Origin of the sequence: uncultured Shimia sp. (assembly GCF_913054185.1) — a bacterium.
Classification (GTDB): domain Bacteria; phylum Pseudomonadota; class Alphaproteobacteria; order Rhodobacterales; family Rhodobacteraceae; genus Shimia.
Genome location: NZ_CAJXIV010000024.1, coordinates 24,598 through 43,858 on the forward strand (window position 1 = coordinate 24,598; position 19,261 = coordinate 43,858).

At 57.7% G+C, this 19,261-nt stretch carries 23 protein-coding genes; 8 read left to right on the forward strand and 15 right to left on the reverse strand.

The genetic code is table 11. The features are described 5' to 3' along the window. Nucleotides 1-19 precede the first annotated feature (19 nt). The gene (gene rimO, locus QZ517_RS07345) at nt 20-1,402 is read left to right on the forward strand and encodes a 30S ribosomal protein S12 methylthiotransferase RimO (RefSeq protein ID WP_294224479.1); all 1,383 of its coding nucleotides are present in this window, start codon (nt 20-22) and stop codon (nt 1,400-1,402) included. Here rimO and QZ517_RS07350 read toward each other — a convergent pair. Next, nucleotides 1,397-2,587: a DUF3644 domain-containing protein gene (locus QZ517_RS07350; RefSeq protein ID WP_294224415.1), complete on the reverse strand. Its 1,191-nt coding sequence runs from the start codon at nt 2,585-2,587 to the stop codon at nt 1,397-1,399. The genes rimO and QZ517_RS07350 overlap by 6 nt on opposite strands. A gap of 231 nt (nt 2,588-2,818) precedes the next feature. Between QZ517_RS07350 and QZ517_RS07355 the strand changes: the two genes are divergently transcribed. Next, complete coding sequence (locus tag QZ517_RS07355; RefSeq protein ID WP_294224418.1) at nt 2,819-3,106, forward strand: DUF1330 domain-containing protein; 288 nt, start codon at nt 2,819-2,821, stop codon at nt 3,104-3,106. 19 nt (nt 3,107-3,125) lie between these two features. Here QZ517_RS07355 and QZ517_RS07360 read toward each other — a convergent pair whose 3' ends face one another. The 5 genes from QZ517_RS07360 to QZ517_RS07380 form a co-directional block, all read right to left on the reverse strand. Beyond that, a complete protein-coding gene (locus tag QZ517_RS07360; protein ID WP_294224423.1) occupies nt 3,126-3,374 on the reverse strand; it encodes a DUF6455 family protein in 249 nt (82 codons plus the stop codon). A 33-nt stretch (nt 3,375-3,407) separates the two neighbouring features. Beyond that, on the reverse strand, nt 3,408-3,674 hold the full coding sequence (locus QZ517_RS07365; protein WP_366766017.1) for a DUF6455 family protein: 267 nt from the start codon (nt 3,672-3,674) through the stop codon (nt 3,408-3,410). 72 nt (nt 3,675-3,746) lie between these two features. Continuing rightward, a complete protein-coding gene (locus QZ517_RS07370; RefSeq protein ID WP_294224429.1) occupies nt 3,747-4,016 on the reverse strand; it encodes a DUF6455 family protein in 270 nt (89 codons plus the stop codon). 99 nt (nt 4,017-4,115) lie between these two features. Then, nucleotides 4,116-4,469 carry a YigZ family protein gene (locus QZ517_RS07375; RefSeq protein WP_294224431.1) on the reverse strand — a complete coding sequence of 118 codons (354 nt, stop codon included), beginning with the start codon at nt 4,467-4,469 and terminating at the stop codon, nt 4,116-4,118. A 4-nt stretch (nt 4,470-4,473) separates the two neighbouring features. Continuing rightward, a complete protein-coding gene (locus QZ517_RS07380; RefSeq protein WP_294224433.1) occupies nt 4,474-5,202 on the reverse strand; it encodes a M48 family metalloprotease in 729 nt (242 codons plus the stop codon). A 114-nt stretch (nt 5,203-5,316) separates the two neighbouring features. Between QZ517_RS07380 and QZ517_RS07385 the strand changes: the two genes are divergently transcribed. Next, nucleotides 5,317-5,556 (forward strand): hypothetical protein, encoded by a 240-nt coding sequence (locus tag QZ517_RS07385; RefSeq protein ID WP_294224436.1) that lies wholly within the window; start codon nt 5,317-5,319, stop codon nt 5,554-5,556. 1 nt (nt 5,557) lies between these two features. On the opposite strand, the gene QZ517_RS07390 is transcribed toward QZ517_RS07385, so the two are convergent. Beyond that, nucleotides 5,558-5,815, reverse strand: a complete 258-nt coding sequence (locus QZ517_RS07390) for a DUF167 domain-containing protein (RefSeq protein ID WP_294224439.1) — start codon at nt 5,813-5,815, stop codon at nt 5,558-5,560. A 91-nt stretch (nt 5,816-5,906) separates the two neighbouring features. Between QZ517_RS07390 and QZ517_RS07395 the strand changes: the two genes are divergently transcribed. Genes QZ517_RS07395 through QZ517_RS07405 form a run of 3 tightly spaced genes read left to right on the forward strand, consistent with a single transcriptional unit; the run spans nt 5,907 to nt 8,360 of the window. After that, the gene (locus tag QZ517_RS07395) at nt 5,907-7,022 is read left to right on the forward strand and encodes a class II histone deacetylase (protein ID WP_294224442.1); all 1,116 of its coding nucleotides are present in this window, start codon (nt 5,907-5,909) and stop codon (nt 7,020-7,022) included. Between the two features lie 52 nt (nt 7,023-7,074). Continuing rightward, nucleotides 7,075-7,653: a nitroreductase family protein gene (locus tag QZ517_RS07400; protein WP_294224444.1), complete on the forward strand. Its 579-nt coding sequence runs from the start codon at nt 7,075-7,077 to the stop codon at nt 7,651-7,653. Beyond that, nucleotides 7,638-8,360, forward strand: a complete 723-nt coding sequence (locus QZ517_RS07405; protein WP_294224447.1) for an EI24 domain-containing protein — start codon at nt 7,638-7,640, stop codon at nt 8,358-8,360. The genes QZ517_RS07400 and QZ517_RS07405 overlap by 16 nt, the downstream gene beginning before the upstream one ends. On the opposite strand, the gene QZ517_RS07410 is transcribed toward QZ517_RS07405, so the two are convergent. Both QZ517_RS07410 and mce read right to left on the reverse strand, forming a co-directional pair. Further along, complete coding sequence (locus tag QZ517_RS07410) at nt 8,305-8,610, reverse strand: DUF1467 family protein (RefSeq protein ID WP_294224448.1); 306 nt, start codon at nt 8,608-8,610, stop codon at nt 8,305-8,307. The genes QZ517_RS07405 and QZ517_RS07410 overlap by 56 nt on opposite strands. 69 nt (nt 8,611-8,679) lie before the next feature. Then, on the reverse strand, nt 8,680-9,084 hold the full coding sequence (gene mce, locus QZ517_RS07415; RefSeq protein WP_294224453.1) for a methylmalonyl-CoA epimerase: 405 nt from the start codon (nt 9,082-9,084) through the stop codon (nt 8,680-8,682). Nucleotides 9,085-9,259: 175 nt separating this feature from the next. On the opposite strand from mce, the gene QZ517_RS07420 reads away from it, so the two are divergent. After that, complete coding sequence (locus QZ517_RS07420) at nt 9,260-9,973, forward strand: response regulator (RefSeq protein WP_294224456.1); 714 nt, start codon at nt 9,260-9,262, stop codon at nt 9,971-9,973. An 80-nt stretch (nt 9,974-10,053) separates the two neighbouring features. Here the strand turns inward: QZ517_RS07420 and QZ517_RS07425 are convergent, their stop codons facing one another. The 6 genes from QZ517_RS07425 to QZ517_RS07450 all read right to left on the reverse strand — a co-directional run bounded on the left by QZ517_RS07425 (nt 10,054) and on the right by QZ517_RS07450 (nt 17,528). Next, nucleotides 10,054-10,770: a GNAT family protein gene (locus QZ517_RS07425; protein WP_294224459.1), complete on the reverse strand. Its 717-nt coding sequence runs from the start codon at nt 10,768-10,770 to the stop codon at nt 10,054-10,056. Between the two features lie 65 nt (nt 10,771-10,835). Continuing rightward, entirely contained in the window at nt 10,836-12,086 is a 1,251-nt protein-coding gene (locus QZ517_RS07430) for a DUF1501 domain-containing protein (RefSeq protein WP_294224462.1), read from the reverse strand. A gap of 10 nt (nt 12,087-12,096) precedes the next feature. Then, a complete protein-coding gene (locus QZ517_RS07435; RefSeq protein ID WP_294224464.1) occupies nt 12,097-13,515 on the reverse strand; it encodes a DUF1800 domain-containing protein in 1,419 nt (472 codons plus the stop codon). 176 nt (nt 13,516-13,691) lie between these two features. Next, nucleotides 13,692-15,548 carry an aspartate--tRNA ligase gene (gene aspS / locus QZ517_RS07440; RefSeq protein WP_294224467.1) on the reverse strand — a complete coding sequence of 619 codons (1,857 nt, stop codon included), beginning with the start codon at nt 15,546-15,548 and terminating at the stop codon, nt 13,692-13,694. A 259-nt stretch (nt 15,549-15,807) separates the two neighbouring features. After that, the gene (locus QZ517_RS07445; protein ID WP_294224470.1) at nt 15,808-16,446 is read right to left on the reverse strand and encodes an aminotransferase class IV family protein; all 639 of its coding nucleotides are present in this window, start codon (nt 16,444-16,446) and stop codon (nt 15,808-15,810) included. After that, nucleotides 16,404-17,528, reverse strand: a complete 1,125-nt coding sequence (locus QZ517_RS07450) for an aminodeoxychorismate synthase component I (RefSeq protein WP_294224473.1) — start codon at nt 17,526-17,528, stop codon at nt 16,404-16,406. Before QZ517_RS07450 ends, QZ517_RS07445 begins: the two co-directional genes overlap by 43 nt. Nucleotides 17,529-17,729: 201 nt before the next feature. On the opposite strand from QZ517_RS07450, the gene carB reads away from it, so the two are divergent. Next, on the forward strand, nt 17,730-19,261 hold a 1,532-nt coding region (gene carB / locus QZ517_RS07455; RefSeq protein ID WP_294224476.1), incomplete at its 3' end, for a carbamoyl-phosphate synthase large subunit.

Consider the following 19,261-nt stretch of genomic DNA (forward strand, 5'->3'; position numbering starts at 1 on the left):
ACTGCCCTATATGCGCCCCATGTCCAGCAATCCGCCAGAACTCCGCCCCGACCTCGCCCGCACCACCCTCACAGGGGACGCGCGCCCCGGCCAGCCAACCATCGGCATGGTCTCCCTTGGCTGTCCCAAAGCCTTGGTCGACAGCGAACGCATCCTCACCCGTCTGCGCGCCGAAGGGTATGGCATCTCACCGGACTACTCTGGTGCCGACGCGGTGATTGTGAACACCTGTGGATTTCTGGATTCCGCCAAGGCTGAAAGTCTTCAGGCGATTGGTGAGGCCATTCAGGAAAACGGCAAAGTGATTGTGACCGGCTGCCTTGGCGCGGAGCCCGAGTACATCACCGGCGCGCATCCCAAAGTGCTCGCCGTGACCGGACCCCATCAATACGAGCAAGTGCTCGATGCCGTGCACGGCGCCGTGCCGCCCAGCCCCGATCCTTTCATTGATCTGCTGCCGGCCAAAAACGTGTCCCTCACCCCGCGCCACTACAGCTATCTAAAGATTTCAGAGGGTTGCAACCACAAGTGCAAGTTCTGCATCATCCCGGATATGCGCGGCAAGCTGGCGTCGCGTCCGGTACACGCCATCCTGCGTGAGGCGGAGAAACTGGTTGAGAGCGGCGTGCGCGAACTCTTGGTGATCTCACAAGACACCTCCGCCTATGGGCTCGACCGCAAATACAGCACCCACCCGTGGAAAGACCGCGAAGTGCGCAGCCACATCACCGATTTGGCGCGTGAACTTGGCCAATTCGACGCCTGGGTGCGCCTGCACTACGTCTACCCCTACCCGCATGTGCGTGACCTGATCCCGCTGATGGCAGACGGCCTGATCCTGCCCTATCTGGACATCCCGTTTCAACACAGCCACCCGGACACGCTCAAACGCATGGCCCGCCCGGCGCACACCTCCAAAACCCTGACCGAGATCGCCGCCTGGCGCGAGATCTGCCCGGACATCACGCTGCGCTCCACCTTCATCGTCGGCTACCCCGGCGAAACCGAAGCCGAATTCCAGCACCTTTTGGATTGGATGGACGAAGCCCAACTCGACCGGGTTGGCTGCTTCCAATACGAAAACGTCGACGGCGCCCGCTCCAACGACCTGCCGGACCACGTCCCCGCCGAGGTCAAACAAGAGCGCTGGGAACGGTTTATGGAGAAGGCACAAGCCATATCTGAGGCCAAACTCGCCGCCAAAGTGGGTCAGACCATGGACGTCATTGTCGATGACATTGACGAAGACGGCATCGCCACCTGCCGCACCAAATCTGACGCACCAGAGATTGACGGCAACCTGTTTATTGACGAAGGCACCGATGGGTTGAAGGTTGGGGACATTGTGTCAGTTGAGGTGGATGAGGCTGGGGAGTATGATTTGTGGGGTAGGCAATTATAGTTTGTAGGCCCGCAACTCAGAGTAGTTTTGATCATCCGCGATGAAATTACTTACGAATTCAATCCACTTGTCAGAATAAGTGTAGTCGTCGTGGGCTTGGTGATAAATGCAGTAGTCACGGTTGGTATTCTCAGGTTGAGCCACGCCTGCCCTAGGCCGAGCATCGAACTTTCGCCATGCTTGAGTGTGGTTGTGGGCGGTGAACTTCTTGCCCGAATCTTCGGCAATTTTTTGCGCTGCGACACTCGGTTTGTGCGGATAAAGCTGGTCTGATATCTCCTTTTTGATCAACACGTTTTTAACATCCTCAGCAACTTCGTCAGTTGGGTGCACGAACTTGATATGGGACTTTGACTTGGTCGAGTTCTCCAGAGTGTAGACAACCCTGAAACGATATTCCAAATCGGACAACCTGTGGTCACCGAGTTCCTCTTCAAGTTTTGAATCGATTGCTTCAATTTCTGCAGGAACATCGAATTTCTGCAACTGGGTAACTTGGTCAAATCCGACCTTGGCAAACTGTAGCGAAAACGTAAGCTCGTTTTTGAGAGTTTTTTCTTCTCCAAAAAGTTCACAAAGAGCTTTGTCGAAATTCAAACAACAAGCTTGAAATATGGAAAGGAATTTTAGGTCAGACCTTCTCAGAAGAAGGTGTTCGACCTGATCTCTGATTTCCTTAATGGCCGTTAGATTATCTTTCATCCCTTGTGACAAAGGCACATCGTTGCGCGCGATCATCTGACTGAGAAGGAGTGATCGACCGTCCACCACAATCTCCTCCCCCTTGCTCGCGTAATATTCGTGGAGCAGATATGTCCAAGCGATGTTCGCCAACACGGAGAACACTTCGCTTTTGAACTGCATGGCTGGGCTATTGAATACTTGGACAGCAAGGATCATCGCTTCTCGCGCCCTAATGAGTCGCTCATCTGAATACAGGTTTAGGCCTGTGATTGGGTCATGATGACGTTGCTTCTCTCGAAAGAACTCTACTTCGGATGGACTACAAGGCGCGATCGAGTTGTCTTGTTTTACTTCAGTTATTCTAGCGCCGTTGATTGTTGCGATTCTCCCAACATTGATAAGTGCCTGAATGTCTTGATTTCTTTCATTTTGGGCCAACAGAGCTTTGACTATTTTCTTTTCATAGTCCGTAAGTGCGCCCTCGGATTTCCTAGCTGCCATTTTAATCGCCCATTAGTGGAATCATTAACTGAATTAGACTCTCAAAAGTGAATTAACTCAAGGTCAGCGCCTGACCCTGGGTGGGGGCTGAAAGCGCCCTCCCGTGGGGAGGGTCAGGCGCTGGCTGAACCAGAGGTTCAGCTCAAGGAAGGGCCAATCAAAACTCACTTTGGAAAACCAAAGACCCACAACCCTTTCCCTGCTACGCTCCCCAAAACAGGGAGCCCCACAATGCCTGCTTATCTGATCTACGATGTCGATATCCACGATCCAGAACCCTACGGCCAATTCATGGCGCAGGTGAAACCGCTGGTCGAGAAAATGGGCGGCACATACCTCGTGCGCGGCGGCGCCCATGAGGTGCTCGAAGGCGACTGGACGCCGGGCCGCATCGTGTTGTTTGAATTTCCCGATATGGACAGCGCCCGCGCACTGTTTAACTCACCGGAGTACGCCCCACTAAAGGCCCTGCGGCAAAGCTGCTCCACCGGCAATGCAGTAATTGTCGAAGGCCTCTAGCGGCCTTCACATGGGGCGTTTACCCCTGCTGCATCTCTTTGAACAGTTCCACATTCATGCAGTAGTCCGGCGCGTTGGCGGCGCTGTCGTTCAATTCCTGAAACTTCTGACAGGCCCCCAGTTCCTTGCATTTGGTGCATTGCATCACCGCGCTGCGGTATTCCTTTGCCTTCTCCGGGTTGGCCATGATCACTTCTTCCCAATCCACGCCAACGCGTTTGGACATGCCTGTGACCAAATCGCTGTGCTGGCTCATTTTCTCAAACATCGCTGGCTCCTTTTCCTATTGTGACACGCAGGATCATCCCGCCGCCAATCTCTCAAACAGCTCCGCATGACAGCAGAACTCCGGTGCGCTTTTCTCCGCCCCTGCCTGCTGCCCCAGGAAATTCTGGCACGCCTCGGTGTGCGGACACATGCGGCAACGCGTGACCATGGCGGCGTAGTCTTCCGCGCTCAGGCTCTGATCCATCATCGCCTCACTCAGCGACACCCCCAGCACCCGCGCCATGCTGCGCGTCAGCCAGAAATGTGTCACCGGGTCTCCCAAGGGCTGGACGTTTCCCATTATGTTTGCGCCTCCAACGCAGATTTCAGCCGCTTCAAACGGTCTTTGTGTGTTCAGAGCGCCCCAAGACGCCTATTGCACGCCTTGCAACCGCTTCAACAGCGCGGTGTTCCGGCAATAATGCGGCGTGGCCACAACCGCCCCGCCCTCCTGAAGCCGCTGCGCACAATCCTCCGGCTGACTGCAGTGGGTGCAGCGCAGAACCGCCTCTGAAATTTCGTCAAACTTAAGCGCGCCGCGAATGGCCGCTTCCTGCAAGTCCATGCCAAGACGGCTGGCCGTGTCGTCCAACAGCGCCGCATGGTGGCGCAACTGGGCCGTCCGATCTGAAACAAGGGTCATAAGCGCATCTCCAATGGCTGATCCACGCAGTCTACCAGCAGAGGCGCAACCCTCCTTTGACCTGCATCAATCGCCATTTTGAGATGAATTTGATCGCGCTTAAATCAGCGCTTCAAGGTACGCCCGCACACAGTCCTGCACCCGGCGGAACCGATCTCCGCCAAGCTTTGTACCACCATACCAACGGGTTACGACCACAATGTGATCTGTGAGTTCTTCCCGCTCCAACATGCGCAGGATCACCAAGCCAGCCCCGCTTTCGCCGTCATCACTTTTGAGCGGCGTGCCGTCATCCATCAAAACAGCCCAAGTGTTGTGGGTTGCCTTGGCAAATTTCTTGTGGCGTTTGAGCTCTTTGAGAAAGGCGTCCGCCTCTTTGCGGCTGGTCACTTTGCCACCCGAGACCGCATATTTGCTGCCCCGGTCGGTGACCACATTGGTCAGCTGCAACACGCGTCTACAGCCCCGCCGCCGTCTGTTTCACAATCGCTACGCGCGAGGCGTTGGGTGGGTGAGATCCAAGAAACTGGTTGCCCGGATCAGGCGTCCGCTCAAAGAAGTTCACCCCGATCAGCGGATCATACCCAGACTTCTTGGTGAGGATCGTGCCAAGCTGATCCGCTTCAAGCTCATGGTTCTTGGAGAAACTGCGCGCGCCAACGCCAGCCCCGAGATCCATTGCCGCCTCAACCGCACTGGAGTTACCGCCAGCCGCAGCCACCAGAATAGCCCCCAGCGCCGCACCGGCCATCGCGTTGCCTTGACTACGTGCAATGTGGCCCTTGATGTGGTGCGCCGCCTCATGCCCCATGACAAAAGCCAGTTCGTGATTGTTGCGCGTTTCTGCCACCAAAGGGGCTGTAAAGATGATCAGCGGTCGGCCATTTTTATCCAGAGTCTGATAGGCATTGGAGATTTTGGTCTCTTTGGGGTCCACATAAATTTTGTAGTCGCAGTTCGTGCCCGGCGCAGTCCGCGCCTTACATTCCCGCTCTACAACCGCTTCCATGCGGGCCTTCACCGGTGCCAGCCGCGATGCAGCCTGCCCGGTGGAAATCTGTGGCGCGGGCTTTTGTTGGACTGCCTGTTGCGGTGTTGGACTGGTGGTGGTTGACACACAGCCGCTCAAAAGGGCAGCCACTGCAAGGCCCACAAAGCTGGCTTTCACTGGCATTCTTTGGCGCATGACGTCCCTCCCACAAGTGCCAACTCTATGACACAGGCGTAAATTTATCACCTAAACCCCCAGAGACCAGAGGGAAATGCTTGCGCCCCCTCCCCCATGCGTTACGCTGGGGACATGTTCAGCATCGAGCACGAATTTGACGCCACCGTTGTCACCCTGGTCGACGAAGGCACCGCGCCCCTTGGGGAAGATGTCATCATCAACATGTTTGAGGATTGCGTCACCATTGAGCAATATGATCCCCGCACCGACAGCGTACAAAAGATCACCCTATCCAACACACAGGTACAGGACCTGACCGCGGCGCTGGATTTGCCGGAAGGCGTCTACATGCTCAAGCGCAAATCGGACTAGGTCACAATTGGTCGATGCGAAACACTTTATCGCGCGATGTTGTCCCGCGGATCAAAGACAGGCGTGATTTGGCAAGCCCCAACGCCTTGGCCAACAACTTCTGTACTGCGGCGTTGGCTTTCCCATTTTCCGGCACCACAGTCACATAAACACGCACGCCCTCACTGTCCCGCACCACCTTGTTGCGCGAGGCTTTGGGCGTCACACGCACCGCAATCTCAGCACCCTTATAGGCCAAGTCTGATAGATCATTGCTCATTGCCTTGACCCCATGTCGGTTACAGCGATTTACATTTCACAACCGCCCCGCATAGGGTAGCCCTCGCATGAGATGAGGGGAGATTTACCACATGGCAACCGGGTTCTTTTTTGACGAAAAATGCTTCTGGCACGCAGGTGGCAACTACGCCCTCACCCTACCTGTCGGCGATTTGGTACAACCGCTGGCCGCTGGCGGCCTACCGGAAAGTCCGGAAACCAAACGCCGTCTCAAGAACCTTATGGACGTCACCGGCCTCACTGAGGAACTAGACGTCCGGAGCGCCGCTCCCGCAACCGATGACATGCTCAAGCGTGTGCATCCGGCTGACTTCCTGGCCAAATTCAAAGAGGTCTCTGACGCGGGTGGCGGCGAAATTGGCCTGCGCACCCCGTTTGGCAAAGGCGGTTACGAAATTGCCGCGCTGTCTGCCGGCATCGCGACGGAAGCTTTGCGTGCGGTCACCTCAGGGGACGTGCAAAACGCCTATGCCTTGTCGCGCCCGCCCGGCCACCACTGCCTGCCGGACTGGCCCAATGGATTTTGCCTGCTGGCCAACATCGCCGTGGCCATCGAAGAGGTGCAAGCCCAGGGCCTGGCCAAACGTGTCGCCGTTCTGGATTGGGACGTGCACCACGGCAACGGCACCGAGGCAATCTACTACGATCGCGACGACGTGCTCACCCTCTCTATCCATCAAGAACACAATTACCCGCTGGATACCGGCGACGTAGTTGACCGAGGCAAAGATGCCGGGCTCGGCACCAATATCAATATCCCGCTCCCACCGGGCGCGGGGCACAACACTTACCTGCACGCGATGGACAAAATTGTCCTGCCCGCCTTACACGACTTCAAACCGGACGTGATCATTGTTGCCTGTGGCTTTGACGCAGGCGCGTTTGACCCGCTGTCCAGAATGCTGGCCACAGCAGACACCTTCCGCCAGATGACCAAACAAGTGATGGATGCCGCAGACACGCTATGTGACGGAAAACTGCTGCTTGTACACGAAGGCGGCTATTCCGAAGCCTACGTGCCGTTCTGCGGTCACGCCGTGATCGAAGAGCTTGCAGGCTCCAGCACAACCGCTGAAGATCCTATGGCCGCCTCACTCTCCATACGCCAGCCCAACGCCCGCGTCGAAGCCTTCTTTGCGACGCTGGTGGATGAGATGGCCGAAATTTTCGCCAGCCCGCCCGGTTGAAACCCATCCGTGCCACGCCAACATACCCAAACAACTCCTGAGGGAATAACACATGCCTCACCCAAACCAAGCCGCGCTGGATTTCCTGCTGAGCCGTCGCTCACGCCCGGCCAAAACCTTGATCGGCCCTGCGCCCACCCGCGCGGAACTGGAACCGCTTTTGGAGGCTGCCCTACGCAGCCCGGACCATGGCAAACTTGAACCCTGGCGCCTGATCGTGCTGGAAGACACTGCCCTCACCAAGCTTGCCAAACTGGCCCAAGAGCGCGGTGACGCGCTAAACATGGAGCCGGAAAAAGTCACCAAGGCGCACGACCAATTTGACCGCGCCGATCTGGTTGTGGCGGTGATCGAAGCCCCGGTGATCAGCGAGAAGGTGCCGGAAATCGAGCAAACCTACTCTGCCGCCTGCGTCTGCCTGCAACTTCTAAACGCGGCGCTGGCCGCTGGTTGGGGTGCCAACTGGCTCTCCGGCTGGGCCAGCCATGATCGTGGCTTTGTCGAAAAAGGCCTCGACCTCACCCCGCGGGAACGCGTCGCAGGCTTCATCCACATCGGCACCGAAAAAACCGCGCCGCCCGAGCGCCCCCGCCCCAATATGGAGACCAAGGTCACATGGCTGTCAGCCTAGCAATCACGTCTTTTGGCAAAACCCTGTCACAAATCGGGGACCCGCGCTTTCGCCGGGTCCTCTTCAAGGGCATTGGGCTCACCTTTGTGCTTTTGATCGCGGTCTACACCGCCTTCTTAATGTTCTTGAACTGGATTGGCGCCGGCCAAACCGTGCAGGAACTTTTGGGCAATGTCTCTTGGGTGGGCGACCTGTTCACCTTCGCCTCCCTCTTTTTGATGATCTTTTTGTCGATCTTCTTGATGGTGCCCGTGGCCTCTGCCATCACATCGCTGTTTCTGGACGAAGTGGCGGATGCGGTCGAAGACAAACATTATCCGGAATTGCCTGATGTCGAAGGCGTGTCTTTTTCTGAAGGGCTCAAAGACAGCGTGAATTTTCTGGGATTGCTGATCGCCGCAAACATCTTTGCGTTGGTGCTTTACGCAATCTTCCCACCGTTTTCACTGTTCATCTTTTGGGGGCTAAACGGCTTCTTGCTGGGTCGGGAATATTTCCAGCTTGTTGCCATGCGTCGTGTCGGACGGGCCGAAGCCAAGAAGCTACGCAAGAAACACATCGGCACCATTTGGCTTGCTGGCACACTCATGGCAATGCCGCTGGTCGTGCCTTTGTTGAACCTAGTGATCCCAATCTTAGGCGCGGCAACTTTTACCCATCTGTACCATCAACTGGAGCCGTCACCTCGGCGGGGCCCATCACGTTAAACCAGTCAATATCACGCACGGTGATCACGCCGGACGAGATGATCCAGTACAAAATCACCCACATCACTGCGGCGACGCCTGTGGTGATCCAGGCCTTGGTTTTCAGGTAATGGTGCTCAGGGCTGCTGGCGTGGGTGCCGGGCACAACCTCACCCACGTCGCCCTGCGTTTGCAGGCGAATCGGGATCACCATCAAAAAGGTCATGAACCAAAGCACGGCGTATAAAACGAGGGCTGAAGTGATGGTCATTGCGCGCTCCTGATAAAAAAGGCGGACACGTTTGGCCCGCCAATCCTAGTCTGTTTTGGGGTTGGCCTCTTAGACCTGTTCCAGTTCCACAAGGCAACCGTTGAAATCCTTGGGATGCAGGAACAACACCGGCTTGCCATGTGCGCCAATCTTAGGTTCACCACTGCCCAAAACACGTGCGCCTGTGGATTTCAGATGATCCCGCGCCGCCAGAATATCGTCGACCTCATAGCACACATGGTGAATGCCACCCGACGGGTTCTTTTCGAGGAAGCCGTTGATCGGGCTGTCTTCTCCCAATGGATAGAGCAGTTCGATTTTGGTGTTGGGCAGTTCGATGAACACCACGGTTACGCCGTGATCCGGCTCATCCTGCGGTGCGCCTACGTTGGCACCCAGCGCATCGCGATACTGCGCAATTGCAGCGTCAAGATCTGGCACCGCAATGGCCACGTGGTTCAATCGTCCGATCATATTTGTCTCCTCCCAAAGGGGCATGTATCCCGCTCGCAGCTCTTATGTGCGCTGATATGCGCCGGTGCAAGAGACAGGGCGTCGCGGCTGATCTTAACCTTTCGTTAGGCATGTGTTCTTAGCCTGTTTGTACGTTTCGGTATCTGTAGTTTTCGCTTCGTTGAGGATTTCAAACATGGACGACAAATCGCCTTTCTCACCGCTGACCACCCCATCGGCCGCGCGCCCGCTTCTGGGCATGACTGTTCTTGTGGTGGAAGACAGCCGTTTTTCCTCCGACGCGCTGCGTCTGATGTGTGTGCGTTCCGGTGCCCGCATCCGCCGCGCTGACTGTTTGACTTCCGCCCGACGACATCTGCAAGTTTACCTGCCAACCGTGGCCATTGTGGACATGGGTCTGCCGGATGGCTCCGGCGCCGACCTGATTGAAGAATTGAACAAAGCCACCCCACGGATCGAGCTGATCATCGGCACCTCTGGGGATGATTTTGCCCAAGAGGCCGCGCTGGCCGCCGGTGCGGACGGCTTTATTGCCAAGCCATATGGCACGCTGACCGATTTCCAACAGGCCATTCTGCGCCGCCTGCCCGACGCCTATCGCCCAACAGTGGCCCGTGTGGCGGACAACGAAGCCATCAAACCTGATCCGGTGGCATTCCGCGATGATCTGCTCCACGCGGCGGACACGCTCAAAGAAGCGGATGAGGATTTAATCGACTACGTGGCCCAATTCCTTGGCGGCTTGGCCCGCAGCGCCGGCGACCAACGTTTGCTGAGCGCCGTCAAAGCGGTGGAATGCGCCCGCAAAGAAGGCACAGGCGTACGGGCCAATGTGGCGGAACTCAACGGTCTGGTGGAAAGTCGCCTAACCGAAGCGGCCGTTATCTAAAACGAACACAACCGGAACAACTACTCACGAACACGGGACGGTGAGGCGGGGCCATTTGGTCCCGTCTTGCTTTTTGAGGCTTAGCCCTGCTCCGGATCATTTGCGGCGCGGACCAATCCCGTCAAATCACTCAACCGCTCGCGCTGCTGGCCGCTCCCATCAAAGTTGCTGGGTGACAGCCACGCGCCAAAGGCCGCCTTAAGCGCGGGCCACTCGCGATCAATTGCGGCAAACCAAGCGGTGTCCCGGTTGCGCCCCTTGTAGACAAGCGCCTGTCGAAAAATGCCCTCATAGCTTAGGCCCAAACGCTGCGCCGCCCGCCGAGACGGCGCATTGAGCGCATCACATTTCCACTCATAGCGGCGATATCCGGTATCAAAGGCCCACTGCATCATCAGGAACATCGCTTCCGTTGCGGCTGGAGTACCCTGCATCATTGGCGCAAAGTTGATGTTGCCCACCTCAATGGACCCACGCTCCGGATAAATGCGCAAATAGGAGGCCACACCCGTAAAGGTGCGCTCGGTTTTGCAATAGATCGCATAGAAAAAGTGGTCTTGGTTCTCGACCGTTTCCCGCACCCAGCGGTGATACTGCGCCGCCGAATGGAACGGTCCGTACGGCATGTAATCCCAAACCCAGTCATCCGCTTGATAGGCACGGTACAGAAGCGCCGCGTGAGCCTCTGCATTAAGTGGCTCCAGCCGCACAAATTGGCCGTCCAATACCTCGCCTGATGGCCGTGGTGGCACGGTCCAATCAGGCACGGCAAAGCCCACGGGGCGTGATGTTTGCATGGGTGATCTTCCTTCAGTTGGCCAAGTAGTGGCACAGCGCGTCCCTTGCGCCAAGCCCTTCTGTCTTAAGCCAACAATCCCGGCGCATCCCCCAACTTCATTCCCGGGAACACCACTGTCTCAAGAGCCGATCGGTCGAGCCCAAAGCTCTCGCGAATGGCCCAGGCTGCATACCGCCGCACATCATCGGTCGGCATCAGATCGCGCCCTTGAAACAGGTCTACTTCTTCCAATCCCGCCAGCCGCCCATGCACTGTCTGACCTCGGATCGCGCCACCAGCCATGACCATCATACCACCTGTGCCGTGATCGGTGCCTTTGGTGCCATTCTCAGCCACTGTGCGGCCAAATTCCGTCATCGCCAACACCGTGGTGCGGGCCCAAACTTTCTCGCCTACACCCGCTTTTAATGCCAACAGACTGTCGCTCAGATGTTTGAGCGGCGCTTTCAACGTCCGGCTTTGCGCAGCGTGTGTGTCCCAGCCGCCAATCGAGAAACACGCCACCCGTGCCGCGTCGCGCAACTGCTCAGCTGCAAATTCTGCTACCCGCAAATGCGCTCCGGCACGCCCCCGGCCTTGCGGGCTCATTTGCGCATCCATCATGGTTTCCAGCTCGTCCATCATCATGCTGCTGTCAGCCATCTCAAGCACCCCGCCGCCGCCTTCACCCGCCAGTGCCATGGCTTTCTGCATCGCCTGCGCCATGGCTGGATCGCGCTCCATGGTCATCTCCAGCAACCGCGCGCCCTGGCTGGACAACACAAATCCCACGTCTGGGGACCATGTTTCCACATCCGCTGCGCCTTGGCTCAGCAACATTGGATCCGCCCCTACCGCATAGGCCGTGGTCATTTGACTGTTTGGCATGTGCTGCAACATGCGATTGAGCCACCCGTCCCGCGCGGCACCCGATGGCAGTTGTGTGGTGCCCGCTTCCAGTAAATCCTGCCCGTCAAAATGGCTGCGCTTGTTGCGATACGGGGTCGAGACCCCCTGCACAAACGCCAACTCACCCGCCTGCCACATCGGCCATAGCGGCTTGGCGGCGGCGTGCAACATCATGCCCTCTGACAGTTCCATGCCCGACGGCGCACGCGCGGCCAGCGTCGGCCGCATCAATTTTAACGCAGCAACATCCGGCTGCAACAAATCCAACCCATCCAGACCACCCCGCAGAATAATTACCACGAGCCGGTTCTCGCCACCTGTCGCAGCAAAACTCACCGGCGTCATCAAGGGACTGGCCGCCAGCGAACATCCAACGGCCAATCCGCGCCCAAGAAACCCACGTCGATCCATCACAGTCTTATTCATGACGCTCTCCTCACACCCGTTGAAACGCGGGCGACATCAGCACCAACGCAATTCCTTCGCGCCGGTTTTCTGCCGCTTCGGCCGCAAACCGCGCCGACGCTGGCGCACTTGTCCCAAGTGTAGTCTGCACAAAATCACGCGGGTCCGGCAGCGCGTCCAGAACCTCCGCAGGCACGCCCAACGCCCACTGCAACCGCGCCGCCATGCCCTGCGCGGTGAGCCAATGGGTGTCACCTTCCTCAAAGCCGTCCGGCCCAAAGGGTCGACGCCAAGGTTGGCCCATCGTGCGCAACGGCGTGCCAAGCAGACGCTCCAACTGATGGCTCTTCACCTCCCGAAGCTGTATTTTGGGGACGGCCAGTGCCCGCAAAGCCGAACTGACAAACAACTCCGGTTGTTTAAAATTCCCAGCGCCATTGCCCACTGCAGCCCAAGCCGCAGGGTGCCGCAACATCGCTTCGATAACCTCAGCCAGATCCCCGTCAGTCTCTAAATACCGGGCGCCCATCGACACGAGCAAATCTTCATCCGGTGTGTCGGAGACAAAATGCACCGCCAGCTTGCGTGCGATATGACGCGCCGTATCCGGGTGCCGCGCCAAATCCCGCAATACCGCATGTACATCCGACATCCGCGCCCGCCGCGTCCCATAGTCTTTGCCCAGAATGGTTTCAGCCCCAGGTTCCGCCCGCTTGGAAAGATAGGCCGTTCCCTCTTTCTGGATCGTCGTCACCCCGGTCAACAGCTCCGCAAGCTGGCGTACGTCCTCTTGGGTATACCCGCCTCCCACACCCAGCGTGTGCAGCTCCAAGATCTCTCGCGCGAGGTTCTCGTTCAGCCCAAGGTTTTTTTGCGGCCGCTTCTTCGCAATGGAGCTGTTGGGCCCCACGGAATTATTCTGATCCAGAAAATGCAGCATCTGCGGATGCAGCACAGCGGCAATAAGCATGTCCTCAAACCGTCCACCCACATGAGGCCGAATGGCGTTTGCCACATAGGCGGGCTCGGTATAGCGGTAGATCACGTTTTTCCCCGGTGCGGAAAAATGGTCGTTCCAAAACGCAACCAGCCGCTCGCGCAGGGCGTCGCGGCTCCATACACGGCGCGCCAATGTCGCGCCGATCCATTTTGCACCCTCTTGTTTTGAGGCGCGTCTGGCAGCCTTATACGCCTTTTGCAGCGCCTGCTGCGCATCACTGCCTTTTTCCGCTTTTGAAATCTTGCGACGTGCATTCAACAGCGCCAGCATTTTTTCCCGCATCTCCGCATCACTGGGAAAAGGGAACCGCGGCATTTGCACTTCTTGCGCGCGCAGAAATGCCATCATCTCCGCAACATCTGCTGGTCCCGCCACTTTGGGCGACAGCCCATAACCAAATCGGGTCTGTGCAATATCAGGATCAAAACCCACCGCTGCGGTACTCCTCATTCACCCGGCGCCAAACGCACGCCCACTATCACTTTACCATATAGAAAAGCCCCGACTATGCCGCTTGCGAAAGCCAGCCACTTTTCTACAAAAATCCGCCGATGTCGTTCTTCACAAACGAAAACCGCCCACAACACTGTTGCAGGCGGCTGAAATCTTAAACGCTTAGAGCAGGATCACTCCTGCGGGATCACCCGCAGGCCCAGCTCCATCAGCTGATCGCTGGACGGATCGCTTGGCGCGTTCATCATCAGGTCTTCCGCGCGCTGGTTCATCGGGAACATCATCACTTCACGGATGTTCTGTTGATCAGCCAGCAGCATCACGATGCGGTCCACACCCGCGGCACAGCCACCGTGCGGAGGGGCACCGTATGAGAACGCTTTGTAAAGCGCACCAAATCGCTCTTTCACTTCATTCTCATCATACCCGGCAATATCAAACGCCTTCAGCATCACCTCAGGAATGTGGTTCCGGATCGCCCCAGACACCAGTTCATAGCCGTTACAGGCCAGATCATACTGATAGCCTTTCACCGTCAGCGGGTCGCCGTTCAGCGCCTCAAGGCCACCCTGCGGCATGGAGAACGGGTTGTGCTCAAAATCGATCTTGCCGCTCTCTTCGTCCGCCTCATAGATCGGGAAATCCACGATCCAGGCAAAGGCAAAGCGGTCTTTGTCGATCAGACCCAGCTCTTCGCCAATCACGTTGCGGGCACGACCAGCCACCGCTTCAAACGCCTTAGGCTTGCCGCCTAGGAAGAAGGCTGCGTCACCCACGCCCAGACCCAGCTGCTGACGGATGGCTTCGGTGCGCTCAGGGCCGATGTTCTTGGCCAGCGGACCCGCCGCCTCTTCGCCCAGAACAATCTCACCGGCTTTGATCTTCGCGTTCACCTCTTTCACAGAGATTCCCTGCTCCTGCGCAATGGTGTCCGCAGACTGCTTGCGCCAGAAGATGTAGCCCATGCCCGGCAGGCCTTCGCCTTGGGCAAACTTGTTCATGCGGTCACAGAACTTGCGCGAGCCACCGGTTGGCGCTGGGATGGCGCGCACTTCGGTGCCTTCCTGTTCCAGCAGCTTGGCGAAGATTGCAAAGCCGGAACCGGCAAAGTGCTCAGACACTACTTGCATCTCAATTGGGTTGCGCAGGTCTGGCTTATCAGAGCCATACTTCAGCGCCGCTTCGGCATAGGGGATCTGTGGCCACTCATTTGGCGCGTCCACTTTGCGGCCACCACCAAACTCTTCGAACACACCCGCGATCACTGGCGAGATGGTGTCAAAGACGTCCTGCTGCTCCACAAAGGACATTTCCATGTCGAGCTGGTAGAAGTCGGTGGGCGAGCGATCGGCACGTGGGTCTTCGTCCCGGAAGCACGGCGCAATCTGGAAATACTTGTCAAAGCCCGCCACCATCATCAGCTGTTTGAACTGCTGTGGCGCCTGTGGCAGCGCGTAGAACTTGCCAGGGTGAATACGGGACGGCACGAGGAAGTCACGCGCACCTTCTGGCGAAGACGCGGTGATGATCGGCGTCTGATACTCACGGAAGCCTTTGTCCCACATGCGCTTGCGCATCGACGTCACAACATCCGCACGCATGGTCATGTTCTGCTGCATCTGTTCGCGACGCAGGTCGAGGAAGCGATACTTCAGGCGGGTTTCTTCAGGATATTCCTGATCGCCAAACACCAGCAGCGGCAGTTCGTCCGCCGCGCCCAGAACCTCAAGGTCGCGCACAAACACTTCAACTTCACCGGTTGGGATCTTGTCGTTCACCAACTCAGGATCACGCGCTTTGACGTTGCCGTCGATGCGGATACACCACTCGCTGCGCACTTTCTCCAGATCGGAAAAGACCGGGCTGTCCGGATCGCAGAGCACCTGTGTGATGCCATAGTGGTCACGCAGGTCGACAAACAGAATGCCGCCGTGGTCACGGATGCGGTGCACCCAGCCAGACAGGCGGACGGTTTCGCCCACGTTGGATTTGGTCAAGTCGGCGCAGGTATGGCTGCGATAGGCGTGCATGTGCGGGCCCTCTTTCAGGGTGAATAACTACAGTCGGCCCGATACACCTTTTTGGGCCGACAAAGTCAAGGGAACGGCGCGGGTTTGGGTGGAAAAAGCGGGCCTCTTTGCCCAACCGCAGGGAGGGCTGCGCCTGCCTGCCCCCCGGCAGGCGCATTTGCAACGCAGCAGCGGGACTATCTGTACCGTCAAAATCACTGTCGTTCGGCGCACAAATGGGGTCGAAAGCGCCTACCCAGGCAGGCGCAGCCCTCCCCCCTCATCCATCGCAAACAGCCAAAATCTCGCCGCGCAGGGCGTTGGTCACATGAACCGATTTCGCTTGTCGCAAGTCCACCTCCGCCAAAACCGCCTCTTGCACCAATCCAGAATCCAACAAGCTCTGCCGATACACCCCCGGCAAACATCCCGATGACAGCGCTGGCGTCAGCCGCCCCCCATCCGCCATGGTCAGCACCACATTGCAAATTGTGCCCTCACAGAGTTCTCCACGCTCATTTAGAAACAGCCACTCCTGCACGCCGTCTGGCAACTCAGCTCGCCAGCCGTCATAAACCTCGCGCCGCGTTGTCTTGTGCCGCAAAAGCTCATCGTCGGAGCGCAACCGCGCCGGCGCTATTCGCACCGTCCACTGGTCCGCCGCCGCAGGCAAGGCGGCTGTGGTGATCTCAACATCCCCTTCAGTCCCAAGCGTCAACCGACAGCGCAGCGGTTCGTTGACGCTCAGCACGTCAATTGCGTCCGCAACACGTACAGGATCAAACACAAACCCCAACTCATGCGCCGACCGTGCCAACCGCTCCAGATGCAAATCCAGCCGCGCAATCCCCTCGGGACGCCAGGCAAAGGTCTCGATCAGGCGGGTTCCGGTTGGAACTGTGCAAACCGTGCTTTCCACAGCGCTTCCTCATATTCATCTGGCGCGGTGCTGTCCCAGACAACGCCGCCACCCACATTCAATGTCATCTGCCCCGCTTGTGCCATCAATGTGCGGATTGCCACACTGAACTCAGACCGCCCATCCGGCGCCGCCCAGCCAATTGACCCGCAGTAAATCTCACGCGGCCAGGGCTCCAGATCGCGCAAGATCTCCATCGCCCGCAGCTTTGGCGCGCCCGTAATGGACCCGCAAGGAAACAACGCCTTCAGGATATCACTTGTCCGCACATCGTCCTGCAACTCCGCCGCCACCGTGGAGGTCATCTGATGAACCGTTGCGTAGCTCTCAATCTCAAACAGCTTTGGCACATGCACCGATCCCGGCTTACTCACCCGGCTGATATCATTGCGCAGCAGGTCGACAATCATCAGGTTCTCAGCCCGGTTCTTCTCATCTGTCGCCAGCCAGTCCCGACGCCGCGCATCCTCACGCGGATCATCACTTCTTGGCTGCGTGCCTTTCATCGGACGGGTTTCAATCCGGCCTTTGTCGTCAGTGCGGAAAAACAGTTCCGGCGACCGTGAAAGAATATCCGGCAAGCCATCTTGTCGAATATACGCCCCGTGCCCTACCGCCTGCCGCGCCGCCAGCGCGCCATAAAGCGCCACCGCGTCACCTTCAAACTTCGCCTCCATCGGGAAGGTCAAATTGGCCTGATAGATATCCCCGGCCCCAATGTAGCCATGCACCCGGTCAAACGCCGCCCGATAGGTGGCCGCACTCCAGCGCGCCTCAAAGGGACGCAGATCAAACGTGCCATCCCGCGGCACCGGTCCCGCCATCTCCGGCGCGCGGAACACCCCAAAATTGATCAGCGGCACCCGCCGCGTTTTTGGCAACAGCCGCCGCAGCTTTGACTCCAGCACATACCCCAGCTCATAGCTGACATATCCCGCCAGCCAAAACCCGGCGTCCTGCGCCTGATTGAGCACCTCAAAAGCCATGCCCACGTCATTGGGATCGGTGATAGAGATCACATGTTCTGGCTTTTGAAACAGCGTCGCGCCACCATCCGGCCCATGATCAAATCGAATCTGCACGCCCATCCCCCGGTCGATGTTAAATCCTTGCCTGCCATATACGTTGCATTTTATTAAAAAACAGTGGTCAAATGCGGCACTATAGGCCAAATTCCCGATCCCCCTTGCGCCCGCCCTTCTGATCCGTATAACGCACGACAATTTGCGTATTTGGCGTTTCCTGCCCGCCAAGACATCGCTGCCACCAGCCCGAGGTCCACCATGCCCAAAAGAACCGACATCTCCTCGATCATGATCATCGGGGCCGGCCCCATTGTAATTGGTCAAGCCTGTGAATTTGACTACTCCGGTGCCCAAGCCTGCAAAGCACTGCGAGAAGAGGGATATCGTGTCATCCTGGTGAACTCGAACCCGGCAACGATCATGACCGACCCCAACATGGCGGACGCAACCTATATCGAGCCAATCACACCAGAGATTGTCGCCAAGATCATCGAGAAAGAGCGCCCCGATGCGTTGCTGCCCACCATGGGTGGGCAGACAGGTCTGAACACCGCTTTGGCTGTCGAAGAAATGGGTGTGCTGGAAAAATTTGGCGTGGAGATGATTGGCGCGGACCGCGACGCCATCGAAATGGCCGAAGACCGAAAACTGTTCCGCGAAGCCATGGACCGGCTTGGCATCGAAAACCCCCGCGCCTCGATTGTGACCGCGCCGAAGAAAGACGACGGCTCCGCTGATCTCGACGAAGGCATCCGCCTCGCACTGGAAGAACTCGACGACATTGGCCTGCCGGCCATCATTCGTCCAGCTTTCACTATGGGCGGCACCGGTGGCGGTGTGGCGTATAACCGCGAAGACTACATCCACTACTGCCGCACCGGCATGGACGCCTCCCCGGTGAACCAGATCCTCGTAGATGAAAGCCTGCTGGGCTGGAAAGAATTCGAAATGGAGGTTGTGCGCGACAAAGCGGACAACGCCATCATCGTTTGCGCCATTGAAAACATCGATCCCATGGGCGTGCACACCGGTGACTCCATCACTGTGGCCCCTGCGCTCACGCTGACCGACAAAGAATATCAGATCATGCGCAACGACTCGATCGCTGTGCTGCGGGAAATCGGCGTGGAAACCGGCGGCTCCAACGTGCAGTGGGCAGTGAACCCAGCCGACGGCCGCATGGTTGTGATCGAAATGAACCCACGGGTGAGCCGCTCATCAGCGCTTGCGTCCAAAGCCACCGGTTTCCCAATTGCCAAAATCGCTGCAAAATTGGCGGTGGGTTTCACGCTGGACGAGCTCGACAACGACATCACCAAAGTCACCCCAGCGTCGTTTGAGCCATCCATCGACTATGTTGTGACCAAAATTCCGAAGTTCGCTTTTGAGAAATTCCCGGGCTCCAAGCCAAACCTGACCACGGCGATGAAATCCGTCGGTGAAACCATGGCCATCGGCCGCACCATCCACGAATCCATGCAAAAGGCGCTGGCTTCTATGGAAAGTGGCCTGACCGGGTTTGACGAGGTCGAAATCGACGGCGCAGATGACACGGCTGACGGCAAAGCTGCGGTGATCAAAGCGATCAGCTTGGCCACACCGGACCGCATGCGCACCATCGCGCAAGCCATGCGCCATGGCCTAACCAACGACGAAATCCACAACGTCACCATGTTTGACCCGTGGTTCCTAGACCGTATCCGCGAGATTGTGGACACCGAAGCCGTGGTAGCCGCCAATGGCCTGCCAACAGATGAAAAGGCCATGCGCCAGCTCAAGATGCTGGGCTT